Here is a 13882-nt window from a genome sequence, read left to right as displayed (position 1 = left end):
CGCACCTGTCCCGCATCTCCCCACGCCCGCACCGGAGGTCCGCCGTGCCCGCGTCCCGCCCCACACTCGTGCCCGCACCCACCCAACTGACCCTGAGACCCGGCCACTTCACCCTCGATGCGGCAACCACACTCCGCGTCACACCGGGCGCGGAACCCGCCGCCGCCCTGCTGCGCACCCTCATCGCGCCCGCCACCGGACTCCCGCTCCCCGCAGCCCCCGACGCGCCCTTCGTCCTCGCCCACGACCCAGGACTGAGCGGACTCGGCACGGAAGGCTACGGCCTGACCGTCTCACCCGACGCCGTGCTGCTGCGGGCCGCCCACCCCACCGGCCTGCTGCGCGGCATCCAGACCATCCGGCAACTGCTCCCCGTCGAAGCCCTGTCCGGCCGCGCACGGCCGGGAGTGCCCTGGCGCCTTCCCTGCGCCGAGATCACCGACGTACCGCGGCGCGCCTGGCGCGGGTTCATGCTCGACGTGGCACGCCACTTCCAGCCCGTGTCGTTCCTGCGCCGCTACGTCGATCTGCTGGCCCTGCACAAACTGAACGTGCTGCACCTGCACCTCACCGACGACCAGGGCTGGCGCCTGCCGGTCGCCGACTACCCGCTGCTGACCGAGGTGGGCGCACGGCGCGCACAGTCCATGGTGGGTCCCGACGGATCCGATATCTTCGATGGAACCCCGCACGAAGGCGCCTACACGGAACGGGAACTGCGCGACCTGGTCGCCTACGCCGCCGACCGCGGCGTCACCCTCGTGCCCGAGGTGGAGATGCCCGGCCACACCCGCGCCGCCCTGGCCGCCTACCCCGAACTGGGCAACGTCCCGGGCCGCCGGCTCGACGTGTGGACCCGCTGGGGCGTGTGCGACACGGTCCTGGGCGTCCACGACCCCGCCCTCGACTTCTGCCGCACCGTCCTCGACACCGCCCTGGACATCTTCCCCTCCCCGCACGTGCACGTCGGCGGTGACGAATGCCCCACGACCGAGTGGGCCACCAGCCCCGCCGCACGCGAACGCATCAAAGCCGAAGGGCTGTCGGGGCCGGGCGAGTTGCGCGGCTGGTTCCTCGGCCGGATCGGCGACCACCTCCTCGAGCGCGGCCGCATCCCCACCGCGTGGGTCGAGACAGGGGAGGGGCTGCCACCCGAGTTCACCGTCATGACCTGGCGCGATCCCGAGCACACCCGCGTCGCCCTCAAACGCGGACACGCCGTGGTCAGCAGCCACTACAGCGCCACCTACCTCGACTACGCCCAGTCCGCGTCCCCGGACGAACCACCCGCCCAGCCCGGCGCCGTGGTCGACTTGCGCACCGTCCACGACCACGACCCACCCGACGACCACACCGCGGACGGCGAACTGCTCGGCGTCCAGGCCCAGTTGTGGACCGAACTCGCCCCCACCGCCGGCCACGTCGACTACCTGGTCTTCCCCCGGCTCGCCGCGCTCGCCGACCGAGCCTGGCACGGCGCCTCGCCCTGGCCCCTGGCCCGCGCCCGCCTGGTCGCACACGGCGCCAGGCTCGCCGCACTCGGCGTGCGGCACGGACCGTTCGACCCGTACGTCCCCGTCCCCCACCGTTTCGGAGAGGAATCGAGATGAGTCCTGCACGAAGGCCCTCCCGCACCGCGCTCACGAGATCGGCACGCTGCGCTCTCGTCGCCCTGATGGGCTGCACCACTCTCGCCGCGCTGCCCGCCACCGAGGCCGGTGCCGCCGCGGGCGCCGTGTCGGTGCAGTACCACACCGGCTCCACCGGCAGTGACCAGGCCGAACCCTGGCTGAAGGTGAAGAACACCGGCTCCTCCCCGGTGGCCCTCAGCGGCGTGAAGCTGCGCTACTACTTCAAGGCCGACTCCGCGAGCGCCACCTACCGCTTCGCCTGCTCGTGGGCCGTGAAGGGCTGCGGCAACATCACCGGCACCTTCGGTACGCTCGCCCACCCGACCGCCACCGCCGACCGCTATCTGGAGATCGGCTTCACCCCGGGCGCCGGTTCCCTGGCCGCCGGAGCCGACAGCGGCGACCTTCAGCTGCGCTTCCACCGCTCCGACTGGCAGTCGCTGAACCAGCGCGACGACTACTCCTTCGGCGCCACGCAGAGCTCCTACGCGAACTGGACGAAGGTCACCGCACAAGTGGACGGGGCGACGGTCTGGGGCACCGCCCCCGAGGGCAACGACCCGACCGACCCCACGGATCCGACCGACCCCACCGACCCGCCCGGCTCCGGAGCGAGCCTCTTCGACGACTTCAACTACACGAAGCACGACGACCCGGCCATCTCGGCGCACGGCTGGAACGTGCGCTCCAACTCGGGCGGCCCCGGGGTGCCGGGAGCGACCTGGGCACCGCAGAACGTCACGTTCTCCGCCTCCGGCGGCAACTCGGTGATGAACCTGGAGACGTCGACGGCCGGCACGGGCGAGAGCACCAAGCAGACCGAAGTGCTCACCAAGGCGACGAAGTTCAAGAACGGGACCTACGCGGCGCGCGTGAAGTTCAGCGACGCGCCCAAGAGCGGTCCGGACGGCGACCACCTGGTGCAGACGTTCTTCACCATCAACGACCTCAAGGCACCGATGGCGGACGACTACGCCGAGTACGACTTCGAGTACCTGCCCAACGGCGGCTGGGGCGAGCCGTCGAACATCCTCTACACGACGTCCTGGGAGACCTACAACCCCGACCCCTGGCAGGCCGTCAACCAGCACACCGAGAGCCGGCAGAGCTACGCCGGCTGGCACGACCTCGTCGTCACCATCGACAACAGCTCCATCAAGTACTACGTCGACGGGCAGCCGTTCGGCACGCACGACGCCGCGTATCTGCCGGAGCGGCCCATGTCCATCAACTTCAACCAGTGGCTGATCGACCTCGCCGGGCAGACCAGCACCAGCCCGCGCGCGTACGACCAGCAGGTCGACTACGTACTGCACGTCAAGGACCAGGTCCTGAGCCCCGCACAGGTGGCCGCCAAGGTGGCCGCTTACCGCACTGCGGGGACCGCCTTCGAGGACACGGTGCCCTCCGCGTGACATGAGAGAGGACCACACACTGCTGCAGAAAGGCGTCGGGGTGGAGAGAGCTCGGCTCTCTCCACCCCGACGCCCGAAGTGGTTGGTTGTATGAGACAGCAGTCAGAGACGGCCATGCGTCAGTCGCGTCAACGGTCCGCCCTGGATCTTCGCTGTCTTGCGCCCGGCGGTGAAGGAAAGGCCGACCACGCTGACCAGACCTGCGGCAGCACCCGCGGCTATGGCCTTGCGGTTCTTCACCAGGGTCCAGCCCGCGACCGCCGTCGAAGTGACCTTGCCGGTGGCTGCCGCCACCGTCTTGCCGCCGCTCTCGAGTCCGGCGGCTGCCGCCTGCTTCGCGCGCTGCGTCGCGAGACCGAACGACTGCGCACCGGAACCGGCGGCGTCGGCCGCCTCCCCGGCGGAACCCTTCGCCTTCTCGGCGGCCTCAGCCGATTCCTGCTTCGCCTTCTGTGCCGTGGTGTTCACCTTGCGCGCCCCTGTACTCGCGGTGGACCGCCCCTTGGCGGCTGCTGTCTTCGCGCTCTGCCGAGTGTTTCCGGCGTTGTCATCAGAGTTTCTTCTCTCGTCAGCCATGCGGACCGTGTTGCCACTCAACGGCTCATGAAACGTCTGTCGTTCGCGGTTCCGCGGCGGCGCGTCGATGGGCTGCGACGCGTTCGCGGGTCGCGCATCGGCGGGAGCAGTAGCGGCGCTCCGGGCCGCTGCCCTGGGTGATGAAGACGTTGTGGCAGCTGGGGGAGGCGCAGATTCCGCCGGGCGGGCGCTGGCGGTCCCAGACGAGGACGGCCAGGGCCATGCAGGAGGAGGCGAGAAGCCACTGGTCCCAGGGCGCGTCGTCGTCGTGGTCGAGGTGCGGATGCCAGGGGGTGCCGCCGTCGTGCGAGGTCAGGCGGAGCGCTCCGGTGTGGTCCCGCAGAAGACGGTTGAGGGTGGCTGCGGCGCCGTCGACGTGCTCGGCGGCGAAGACCTGCCGCAGCAGAGCGGCGGCTGCCCGCATCCCGGCGACCTCGCGGGGAGTGAGATCGACGGGGTCGGGCTCACCGTATGCACGGAGCACATCGGCGACCTCGTTCGGATCAGGGTGCTCGTCGGCAAGGGCGTTGAGCAGGGCGGCGGTTCGCCGAGCCGTGGTCAGCACGGAGTGCCGGGTGGACCAGTCGTCGCTACGTGGGGACACTCGGGGAATGTAACGCATCTTGCCGAGTTTTGAGTTACCTCCGTACCGTCTGGCCGATGAGAAAGCGTGGCTCACTCCACCTCCACCTCCACCTCTATCTCGCCGGAGCGGTGGCGGCTCGTGCGGGGGACGAGATGACAGGACCGGCGTTGATGCTGGCGGGATACGCCGTGGCCGGCTCGACCGTCGAGGCGTCGTCGCTGCTCGCGGGCATCACGATCTCCGCAGTGGTGGGCGGGCCGGTGCTCGGGGCCCTCCTGGACAGAGCGCAACGACCGGGGCGCCTGCTGGCCGGGGCCCTGCTCATGTACGCGACGGGGCTGGCCGTGCTGCTCGTGAGCCTCGGCCGCATACCGTTCACCGTCACCCTCCTGATCGCCGTGGTGACAGGACTCCTTGGACCGGCACTGTCGGGCGGATGGACGGCCCAACTGCCGCGCGTGGCGCTCGGCGACCATCTGCCCCGGGCGAACGCACTCGACGCCATGACCTTCAACGTGGCGAGTCTGGCCGGCCCGGCTCTCGCCGGCGGCGTCGCGGAAGCATGGGGAGCTCCGTCGGCCGTGGTGGCCTCGGTGGCACTGATCGGCTTGGCGTTACCGGCTGCATGGGTGCTGCCTGCTCGCCCTGCGGGTCCTGCCCGTGTGGTTCGGGCGCGGGGCGGGCACGCGACGTCGGCGACCTCGGTGATCACCGACCTGGCCGCCGGCATGCGGACCATCGTCAGCAAGCCGGCCCTGGCCCGAGCGACCCTTGGCTCCGTCGTCTCCTGTGTCGCCACGGGGATGCTCATGGCGTGCATCCCGCTCCTGGGGGAGCGCGTCCTGGGCGGAGCAGGCCGCGGCGCGATGCTGCTTGCCTGCGCGGCCGTCTCCGCCTTGGCGGCCAATGCCGCACTCGTACGGTTTCCGCGTTCCGTCACCCCCGACACGAGCATGTGGGCCGGCATCCTGCTCCAGGCCGGCGGGTTGGCTCTGGCGGCCACGGGGTCATCGGGGTCACCCACGGTGCTCATCGCGGGCGTCCTCATGACGGGGATGGGTGAAGGCCCGCAACTGACCGCGTTGTTCGCCATCCGCCACCGGGAATCCCCAGAGCACCTGCGCGGCCAGATCTTCACCACCGGCGCCAGCCTGAAGATCACCGGCTTCGCGCTGGGGACGGCGGCCGCAGGCCCCCTCGTGACGTGGTCCCTCCCGGGCACCCTGGCACTCGCCGCGAGCGTGGCCGCCTGCGCGGCACTGGCCTGTTTGGCGATGAAGAGCGGGGAGCTCCCTCGGCCCTGCGGGCAGCATAGAGGGCAGCAGCCGCCTACTTGACGTTCACGTAGAAGCGGTCATTGCTTTGAGGCGGGTTGATGCCGGGCCTTGCCTTCTGAGCTCTTCAGGCCTTGGTGTGCTGCTGTCGTCGATGCCTTCGGTTGGCAATCAGGAGGCTGGCGAACGCCACGCATATGAGGGCGGTGATGGCGATCTCTCCCGCTGTGTCGCCGTCCACGATTCGCCACACCAGGACGGTGGTGCTCAGGCAGAGCATCGGCCAGTAGAACCAGGGCACCCAGCGTGCTCCCGGCCGGGCCCAGGCCGGAGCTTCGGATCGTCTCGTCACCGTGCACCTCCCGCCGACCCGTATGCCCGTAGGACCTCGCCACAACCGCTACCGGTGGCTGGTATCGAGGGAGTCCGTCTGCTCGCTCTTTCGTGACCAGATGGGCGGTCCTGGCGTTGGCAGCGCAAAGCTTTTTCCATCGCCCAGGTCAGGACAGCTTGTGAACGCGCAGATCATTTACCTTGCCGACGACATTGAGAGCGAAAGTGGCGGCGTGATGGCCCTCGACCAGAGGACCGGTGCCGTCGCCTGGGGGCCCACCCGTGCCGAAGCGGAATCCCGGGTCCGTGAGAGTCAGCACGCGGAGCGCCCCGGCAGCTGAGGACGGGCTGCCCGAGGGCGCAGACCGCTGATCGGCGGCTCTCTGCCGGTCGCAGCATGACGCGATGTCAGAGCGGCGCGCCACACTGGTCACCAGTCGATCAGTAAGGGGGCCGGTGTGGCGTTCAGGGCGGTGCACGCGCAGTGGGGGACCGTGTTCGCTCATCTGCCCGATCTCGGATGTGGGCAGAGCTGGGAGGCAGTGTGGAAGGTACGCCCGCCCGCACCGATCACCTGTGACGAGTGCCGGCACCCGATGTACGCGAAGACCTCCCGCAGCGGCCTGCGCTTCTTCGCGCATGCTCCGGGCGCCCCCACCTGCGCGCTCGGACTGGAGTCCGTCGCCCATCACCTGCTCAAGCTCGAACTTGCCACCGCTGCCCGCGATGCGGGCGCGCACGCTGAGCTCGAGTTCCCCGGCCCCGGAGGTGCCTGGCGGGCCGACGTGCTGGCCAGTGATCCCGTGGGCGGCTGGAGGATCGCGCTCGAGGCCCAGCTGTCCCCGATCACCGGCGGCGAGATAGTGACCCGGACCGAACGCATGGGCGCCGACGGTGTCTCCTCGATCTGGTTCAGCGACCGGCGCCGGCCTCCCTGGCTGGGCACCGTGCCGTCTATACGCCTGGAGAGGATGGATGGCGAAAGTGACCTGACCGTCGCCGAGGGCCTGGTGAAGTTCTCCGACGGAGGCTGGTCGGCGGTCTCCGCCTCTCTGCCCGACTTTCTGGACTGGGCGTTCACGCGTCGCATCGTCGCGCACGCCCCGCGCCTTCCCTTGCGGCCCCCGCAGCGTGCCATCGCCACGGTGTGGACGGCACCGAAGTATGTCGGAGCTGAGACCGCCCAACTCCCGCCCGTTTTCGACGTCCCCGTCTGCACCTGCGCTGCCCCGCAGTTGGTCGCGCGTTTTCAGAACGCCCTGTACGCCGCGCAACCCAGCGACCGGATGGGTCCCGGCGCCGCACATCTCCGCGCGTACTGCCAGATATGTGAGGGGAGGTATGAGAAGCCATGGTGCCGCACCGGCAGCGAACCCATGCCGCTGGTGTGACTCGGAAGCGCGAGCGCTGGGTCGTCTCCGCAAATTCACTGCCGCGGTTCCGACTTTGAAGGTCGTTGGCCCACCGGAAAGGACGTCATGTCAGCCGTAGTTGTTGTCGGTGCGGGAATCGTCGGCTCCTCAGTGGCCTACCACCTCGCACGTCGCGGCGTCCCGGTCACCCTGCTCGAGCAAGGACCTGCACCGGCAGCCGGGGTCACCGGAAACTCCTTCGCCTGGATCAGAGGCGCGGGAGGCCATTGGCCCGGTGGTGCCCGGGATCTTCGTGAGTACGTCCTGGCGGACTACCGACGCCTGGAGGAGGAACTGACCCAACTACCCGACCTGCCCCATGTTGCTGTCCGCCGGACCGGTTCGCTGTCCTGGGGCGACCCACCGGATGAGGAATCGCGGCTGGGGCCAGGCCAGTTCCGCATAGGGCGGGACGACATTGAGGTGCTGGAGCCCAACCTCCTGCACCCACCTGACCGAGCCATCCACACTCCGAGCGATGCGGGCGTCGACCCGGCAGCCTTGACCCATGCCCTCGTGGCAGCCGCCATCACACGCGGGGCGACCGTGCTCCACGACACCGCGGTCACGTCCTTGCAGGTGACCAACGGACGCGTCGAGGGCGTGCTGTCGGCGACAGGTCTCCACACCGCCGAGACCGTGATCCTCACGGCCGGAATCAATGTCCCCAAGCTCTGCAAGCCGCTGCCAGCCGACTTGCCCATCGCGGCCTCCCCGGCCACCCTCGCGCGGGTCACCGCACCACCCGGGATGGTCAAAACCATCGTAGCCAGAACTGACTTCGAGGTCCGAGAGGTTCGGGACGGGGAGCTCTTGATGGTCCTGCCGCACGGTGAAGGGGCGGCTACGGTCTCGGAGCAGGCTGCGCACCACACGCTCCAGCGACTCAAGGAAACCTTTCGGGGGAGCGACCGGTGCCGCCTGCTGGGCTACCGCACCGGCATGCGCCCCATGCCTGCGCACGGGCCCGTCATCGGATACGCGACACGCGATCGATCCGTGTACGTCGCTGTCATGCATTCCGCCATCAGCCTGGCGCCCACCGCCGGACGGCTCATCGCGGACGAAATCGTGACGGGCAGTCCGCCTCCTGACCTACGGCACTGTCGCCCGCCGACCGGCCCCGCCTCGTAAGGGCAGAGGGCAGACACGCACCATGCCGAACCGACGCCCGCCCGGCGTCCTCGCACCGGTTCACCGCACTGGTTCACCGTGCCAGTGCGTCCTCCAACTGACTCCGTTCCGCTGCGGTCAGGTCAAGCTCGGTCGCCTCGGCGGAGTCTCGAATCGATGCCGGACGGCTGGCGCCCGGTACGGGGATCACCGCCGGGGAACGGGACAACAGCCAGGCCAGGGCGATCTGTTGGGGGCTGACACCGCGCTCGGCTGCGATGCGGTGGAAGGCGGTTTCGGCCCCGGTCGGCCCGGAGGGGCCGTCCAGAGAGCTTCGCGAGATGCCGCCCAGGGGGCTCCAGGGCAGGAAGGCCAGGCCCAGTTGGGTGCTCAGCTGCAGCTCGGGCTCGCTGTCGCGGACAGCGGGTGAGTACTGGTTCTGTACGGAGACCAGGCCCGAGCCCAGGATGGTGTGCGCCTCGCGGATCTGATCGGTGGTGACGTTGGAGATCCCGGCGGATCGGACGGTGCCGGCGTCGAGCAGTTCGCGCAGTGCGCCCACGGAGTCCGCCCAGGGGACGGCAGGGTCGGGCTTGTGCAGCTGGTACAGGCCGATGGCTTCCCCGCCCAAGCGTCGGAGGGAGGCTTCGGCGGCGTGCTTGAGGTGGGAGGGGGTGGCGTTGATGGTCCAGCTGCCGTCGCCGGGGCGGCCCCGGCCGCCCTTGGTGGCGATCAGCAGGTGGGAGGTGTCGCCGCCGTAGAGGGCCAGGGCGCGGGCGATGAGCAGCTCGTTGTGGCCGGCTTCGTCGGCGTGCCAGTGGTAGCTGTCGGCGGTGTCGATGAGCGTGACCCCGGAGTCCAGGGCCGCGTGGATGGTGGCGATGGCCCGCTGCTCGTCCGGGCGGTGCTCGATGGACAGCGGCATGGCGCCCAGGCCGACGGCGCTCACGGCGGTATCCCCGATGGTGCGGTAGCGCATGGTGTCTGCTCCTCAGGTTGCGGTGGTGGCAGCGTTGGCGGCGGCGGTACGGGCGGAGGCGGGCGGTGCGTTGAGGGTTTCGACGACGGCTTCAGCGACGGCCGCAGGGGTGGCTTCGGCGACGGCTTCGGGGAGCCAACGTGCGGTGTGGGAGAAGTGGAAGCCCAGTTCCTTCGCGCGGGCGTTGCTCATGGCGTAGTGGCGGTCGAAGGAGAACGGCGAGGCCGGCTCGCCCGCCCCGACGCTGCGGAAAACGGCTTCCGTGCCGGTCTGTGCGGCGATCACAGCACTCAGGGCGCGGACATCGAGCGGGCCGTCGGAGCATGCGTTGAGGGGGCCCGTGAAGTCGGTGGCCGTGGCCGCCCACAGCAGCAGGTCGGCCAGCTCCCGGTAATGGATGAAGACCGTGGGCAGCGCCTGGGCGTGCACGGTGATCTGCGTGCCCTGGGTGATGTGCTCAATGTAGTGCGCCAGCCGGCCCGTGAACTCCTGCGGGCCGCCGCCCAGGACGTGGGCGCTGCGCACGGAGGCGAAGTCGAACCCGCGATGCTGTGCGAAGACAGCCTCCGCCTGACGCTTCCCCTCGGCGTAGTGAGCCTCCAAGTACGCCGTGTCGTGCCAGGGCAGGTCCAACTGCACCCGCCACGCGCCCGGATCGACCGTCTGCTCAGGGATCGGAGTCCGGGCCGCGACGACGGGCAGTGCAGCGGTCGCCGGATCGTAGACCTCGATCGTGGAGGTCATGACGTAACGCTGGGCGCGGCCGTTGAAGACGCGGGCGGCGATTGCGGCCTGTATCGGTGTGTAGCAGACCTGGTCCACGACGACGTCGAAGCTGCGCTCGCCCAGTGCGGCGGTCAGGGCAGCTTCGTCATCGCGGTCGGCAACAAGGTGCTCGACCCCTGCCGGTGGCGGGATGGAACCGCGGTTGACCACGCTGACCTGATGGCCTGCCGCGTGCAGGAGCTGGACCAAGAGCTTGCCGAAGTAGCGGCTTCCGCCGATGACGCAGATTCTTTGCATGCCCCTCATCCTGAACACCTAAGGTCGTCAGTAGAAGTGCCTGCTTACTGGCTACGTATTAAGGAATACTGTTGATCGATGTGCAGCGGCTCCGAGTCCTGCGGACGGTGGCCGAACACGGCAGCTTCAACCAGGCGGCGGCAGCCCTCCACCTCACCCCTTCCGCCGTCTCCCAGCACATCGCCGCACTCGAACGCAGCCTCGGCGCCCAGGTTGTGGCGCGCAGCACCCGCGGAGTCACCCTCACCCCGGCCGGGCGGATCATGGTGGGGGCCGCCGAGTCGGTCGCGGCGGAACTCGTCCACGCCAAGCAGCAGGTCGACCAACTCGGCGGCGGTCGCTCCCAGATCACCATCGCCACCTTCACCAGCGGAGGCAGACTCCTGCTGCCCGGCGCGCTCGCCGGCCTGGCCACCGCCCACCCCGACACCGTGGTCCACGTCAGGGAAGCCGAGCCCGAAGACAGCCTTCCGCTGGTGCGCCAGGGCGCCGTTGACGTCGCCCTCGCCTACCACTTCGACGGCCCGCTGCCCGGCCGGCTCGGCCCAAGCTCTAGCCTGGCGTGGACGGCGCTCATGGAAGATCCGCTGCATGTCGTCCTGCCCGAGGCCCATCGGCTGGCCGACCGCGCCTCACTCGACATCGCCGAACTGGCCGCCGAACCCTGGGTACTCGGTTGCCTCAAGACCGAGGCGTACTTGCGCCGCTACGCCGAACGCGCAGGCTTCGACCCGGACGTGCGCAGCACGACGACCGACTACTTCTTCGCCCGCTCGCTGGTCGCCGCGGGCGTGGGAGTCTCACTGATCCCCTCCATCGCTCTGACCCCCCAGACGGCAGGAGTACGCACCATCCCCATCGCACCGCCGACTCCGACCCGCCACATCGGAGTTGCCACGATCGTCCGCCGCCGCCATCCGCGGGTCATGACCCTGATACAGGCACTCCAGGAACAGGTAGAGACGGTGGATGAGGCCTGACCCACAGAGTGTGGGCGATGGCTTCCTCGGGTGGGCGCTCGGGCAGGCGCTGCCGCCACCCCTGCCAACGTAAGGCGCGCTCGCTCTGGTCTACCGGAGCACAGGCAAGCGCTCATGTCGTCATGCCCTGGCGACCAGGTGACGTACGGCAGTCAGCGCGGCTTCCCACGGGTAGCCTTTCGGTGCACCGGATCCGGGCGGATTCGGCGTGAACCCCCCTTCGCCGTACAGCACCGTGACGCCCTGTTCGCGCAGTTCGGTGATGCTGCGGTCGAGCTGCCGGTGTTTGGCATACGCGGCGTTCACGCACGGCATCGTGACGGTGGGAACGCCCTTTCCAATCCCCTCGGCTACCACGCCCACCACAAAGGTGGAGGTGATGCCGAGCGCCCACGAGTTGAGGGAGTTGAACGTGGCTGGGGCAAAGAGCATCACATCGGCCTGTGGCCATACGTCAGGTTCGCCGGGAAGTTTGTACTCGCTGCGGACCGGGTGCCCGGTGAGTGTGGCCAGGTGGTCGAGGCTCTCGTCCAGCCAGCGGGCAGCTGTCGGCGTAAGCCCCAGGCACACCTCCCACCCCTCAGCCTGCGCCCTCTCGATGACGTGCTCTAGTTCAAATGCAGGGGGTGCGGCCGAAGCGAACAGGTACAACATTCTTGAGGTCATGCCGCTCATCCCATCCCGCGCCGAGGGGCATCTGCAACTGCCTCTGACCCAGGTGGGTCAGGGCTACGCACCCGCTCAACATCGCCCAGCGCGAGTACTGTTCAGATGGCGAGTCAGGAACGGAGTTCCGATATGCCCAGAGACGACCATCCAGGCGCGCGGATCGCGACCCAGCGGAAGCTTGCCGGGCTTACGCAGCGTGGCCTGGCCTTGAAGATCGGTTACTCGTATAGCCTGTTGCATCAGGTTGAAGGCGGATACAAGGCGGCGAGTCCGGACTTCACCGCGGCATGTGCTCGGGCGCTGCACGTTGGTGTCACGGTCCTGACAGGGCAGCCGTACATGACCGAGCTGCAACAGGATCGACTCGCCGAGTTGATACGTCCGATTCGTGAAGCGCTCGATCTGTATGACCTCGGCGCGGATCCAGATTTGGTGCCCCGGGAATCCTCCGCACTCGTCGAGGCCGCTGATGCCCTGTGCCGGCAGGTGAGAGCAACGCAGCTCAACAAAGCAGCGCAGACGCTGCCCCGGTTGATCACCGAACTGACGACGGCCGCATACCGCACGCCGTCCACCGATCTGTGGGCAGCTCTCGGCTCCATCTACCGCACCGCCCACGACGTCACCGTGAAGCTTGGGTTCTACGACCTGTCCACGATCGCCCTGGACCGGATGGAGTGGGCAGCGCAACGCGGTTCCGATCCTGTGCTCTCCGCCGTACGTCAGTACATGCGTGGACTCGTCTACCACCGGGAGGGCGAGCACACGATCGGCCTGCGTCTGGTTGGCGCCGGCCATCGTCTGCTTCTCCAGGGGGAGAAATGCGCTGGGACCCTCGCCGTGACGGGACAGCTCCACCTCGGCGCCACCGTCATCGCGGCGCGGGCCCGTGACGGCGGCACCGTTCAAACGCACCTGACCCAGGCGAGAGAGATCGCTGACCGGATCGGCGAGATGGGGCACGTTCACTGGCTGTCGTTCGGACCCACGAACCTCGCCGCACACGAGCTCTCTGCGCTCACCGAGATGGGGGAGTACGGCAAGGCCGTCGAGATGGCGAAGGTACTCAAGATGCCCCCCTCGTGGCCTGCATCACGGCGCGCCCATGTATGGATCGATCGCGGGCGGTCGGAGATGGAGACGGGCCGCAACGAAGCCGCCCTGCGCTCCATCGCTGAGGCCCGCAAGCTGGCCCCGCAACAGACCCGCTATCACCCTGCAGTTCGGGCGACCGTCGAAGGATTGCTACATCAGCAGCGCCGAACTCCTGACGCGCTGGGCCATATCTCGTCATGGCTTGGCCTGTGACTCCTGCTGTCACTGACGAGTGACACTTGATGCCCCCGCATGTCGTCACCCTTGTTCAGCAGCTGATCGGCAATGACGGCAGGGGAAGACCGTGGATCCGCAACAGGGAGAGAGCGAGATCGCCGAGTGGCTTGCTCGCGCTCAGCAGAATCCCGCGCAGGCTTGGCGTGAGTGGTCTGAGGGTGGGGTGGCTCTCCTGCCGCTTGGCAGCCGCTTCGTCGCATCCCGCCTGTCTGAGGAGTTGGTGCATGCCGCCGCGGGAAGGTCCGAGCCGCAGCCCGTCGCTGCATGCCTTGAGCAACTCCTCGACGGGCCGGTCATCTACGACAATCGGACCATGGGCGGCACCTACTACCCGCTCATGCGTTGTCAGAGCAGGACATCGTGGAAGTACCAGCACATCGCGCCGCTTCTGGCGGTGGGTACCTATCTGGGCGTGCCCCGCCTGGGTCGGCTGAGGCCGCCGGGCACGTTCTGGGTGGTGCCGCCGCGCGAGGTCGGCGATGTATGCGAGCCTGCCGCCGTGGGGGACCTGATCACGCTTGCCTGCACCACGGTCAGGGACGCAGAGCGGTGAGGTCCA

15 protein-coding genes are annotated in these 13882 nt (G+C 68.9%); 9 read left to right on the top strand and 6 right to left on the bottom strand.

The window, feature by feature from the left end; translation table 11 throughout:
• Window positions 1-44: 44 nt before the first annotated feature.
• Entirely contained in the window at window positions 45-1610 is a 1566-nt protein-coding gene (locus AB0M70_RS31230; RefSeq protein ID WP_365825142.1) for a beta-N-acetylhexosaminidase, read from the top strand.
• Window positions 1611-1675: 65 nt separating this feature from the next.
• On the top strand, window positions 1676-3046 hold the full coding sequence (locus tag AB0M70_RS31225) for a cellulose binding domain-containing protein (RefSeq protein WP_365825313.1): 1371 nt from the start codon (window positions 1676-1678) through the stop codon (window positions 3044-3046).
• A 102-nt stretch (window positions 3047-3148) separates the two neighbouring features.
• Here the strand turns inward: AB0M70_RS31225 and AB0M70_RS31220 are convergent, their stop codons facing one another.
• Together AB0M70_RS31220 and AB0M70_RS31215 are read right to left on the bottom strand one after the other, a co-directional pair.
• Window positions 3149-3514 (bottom strand): hypothetical protein, encoded by a 366-nt coding sequence (locus AB0M70_RS31220; protein WP_365825140.1) that lies wholly within the window; start codon window positions 3512-3514, stop codon window positions 3149-3151.
• Window positions 3515-3647: 133 nt separating this feature from the next.
• The gene (locus AB0M70_RS31215; RefSeq protein ID WP_365825138.1) at window positions 3648-4244 is read right to left on the bottom strand and encodes a CGNR zinc finger domain-containing protein; all 597 of its coding nucleotides are present in this window, start codon (window positions 4242-4244) and stop codon (window positions 3648-3650) included.
• 38 nt (window positions 4245-4282) lie between these two features.
• On the opposite strand from AB0M70_RS31215, the gene AB0M70_RS31210 reads away from it, so the two are divergent.
• Window positions 4283-5545, top strand: a complete 1263-nt coding sequence (locus tag AB0M70_RS31210) for an MFS transporter (RefSeq protein ID WP_365825136.1) — start codon at window positions 4283-4285, stop codon at window positions 5543-5545.
• 64 nt (window positions 5546-5609) lie between these two features.
• Here AB0M70_RS31210 and AB0M70_RS31205 read toward each other — a convergent pair whose 3' ends face one another.
• The gene (locus tag AB0M70_RS31205; protein WP_365825134.1) at window positions 5610-5834 is read right to left on the bottom strand and encodes a hypothetical protein; all 225 of its coding nucleotides are present in this window, start codon (window positions 5832-5834) and stop codon (window positions 5610-5612) included.
• Window positions 5835-5994: 160 nt separating this feature from the next.
• On the opposite strand from AB0M70_RS31205, the gene AB0M70_RS31200 reads away from it, so the two are divergent.
• From AB0M70_RS31200 to AB0M70_RS31190, 3 genes are all read left to right on the top strand, one after another.
• Window positions 5995-6156, top strand: a complete 162-nt coding sequence (locus AB0M70_RS31200) for a hypothetical protein (protein WP_365825132.1) — start codon at window positions 5995-5997, stop codon at window positions 6154-6156.
• Between the two features lie 117 nt (window positions 6157-6273).
• Entirely contained in the window at window positions 6274-7206 is a 933-nt protein-coding gene (locus tag AB0M70_RS31195) for a hypothetical protein (protein WP_365825130.1), read from the top strand.
• Between the two features lie 87 nt (window positions 7207-7293).
• Window positions 7294-8361, top strand: a complete 1068-nt coding sequence (locus AB0M70_RS31190) for an FAD-dependent oxidoreductase (RefSeq protein ID WP_365825128.1) — start codon at window positions 7294-7296, stop codon at window positions 8359-8361.
• A gap of 73 nt (window positions 8362-8434) precedes the next feature.
• Here the strand turns inward: AB0M70_RS31190 and AB0M70_RS31185 are convergent, their stop codons facing one another.
• Complete coding sequence (locus tag AB0M70_RS31185; protein ID WP_365825126.1) at window positions 8435-9319, bottom strand: aldo/keto reductase; 885 nt, start codon at window positions 9317-9319, stop codon at window positions 8435-8437.
• Window positions 9320-9331: 12 nt separating this feature from the next.
• On the bottom strand, window positions 9332-10342 hold the full coding sequence (locus tag AB0M70_RS31180; protein WP_365825124.1) for an NAD-dependent epimerase/dehydratase family protein: 1011 nt from the start codon (window positions 10340-10342) through the stop codon (window positions 9332-9334).
• Between the two features lie 71 nt (window positions 10343-10413).
• Here AB0M70_RS31180 and AB0M70_RS31175 point away from each other — a divergent pair, with 71 nt between their 5' ends.
• Window positions 10414-11322 (top strand): LysR family transcriptional regulator, encoded by a 909-nt coding sequence (locus AB0M70_RS31175; RefSeq protein WP_365825122.1) that lies wholly within the window; start codon window positions 10414-10416, stop codon window positions 11320-11322.
• Window positions 11323-11442: 120 nt separating this feature from the next.
• Here the strand turns inward: AB0M70_RS31175 and AB0M70_RS31170 are convergent, their stop codons facing one another.
• Window positions 11443-11988, bottom strand: coding sequence for a flavoprotein (locus AB0M70_RS31170; protein WP_365825120.1), 546 nt, complete (start codon window positions 11986-11988; stop codon window positions 11443-11445).
• A 132-nt stretch (window positions 11989-12120) separates the two neighbouring features.
• Here AB0M70_RS31170 and AB0M70_RS31165 point away from each other — a divergent pair, with 132 nt between their 5' ends.
• Together AB0M70_RS31165 and AB0M70_RS31160 are read left to right on the top strand one after the other, a co-directional pair.
• Window positions 12121-13299, top strand: coding sequence for a helix-turn-helix transcriptional regulator (locus tag AB0M70_RS31165; RefSeq protein ID WP_365825117.1), 1179 nt, complete (start codon window positions 12121-12123; stop codon window positions 13297-13299).
• 91 nt (window positions 13300-13390) lie between these two features.
• Window positions 13391-13876, top strand: a complete 486-nt coding sequence (locus AB0M70_RS31160) for a hypothetical protein (protein WP_365825115.1) — start codon at window positions 13391-13393, stop codon at window positions 13874-13876.
• Window positions 13877-13882 lie beyond the last annotated feature (6 nt).

Origin of the sequence: Streptomyces sp. NPDC051214 (assembly GCF_040682375.1) — a bacterium.
In the GTDB taxonomy this organism is placed as follows: domain Bacteria; phylum Actinomycetota; class Actinomycetes; order Streptomycetales; family Streptomycetaceae; genus Streptomyces.
Note: the sequence above shows the minus strand (reverse complement) of the source record. Positions and strands in the feature narration are given on the sequence as shown.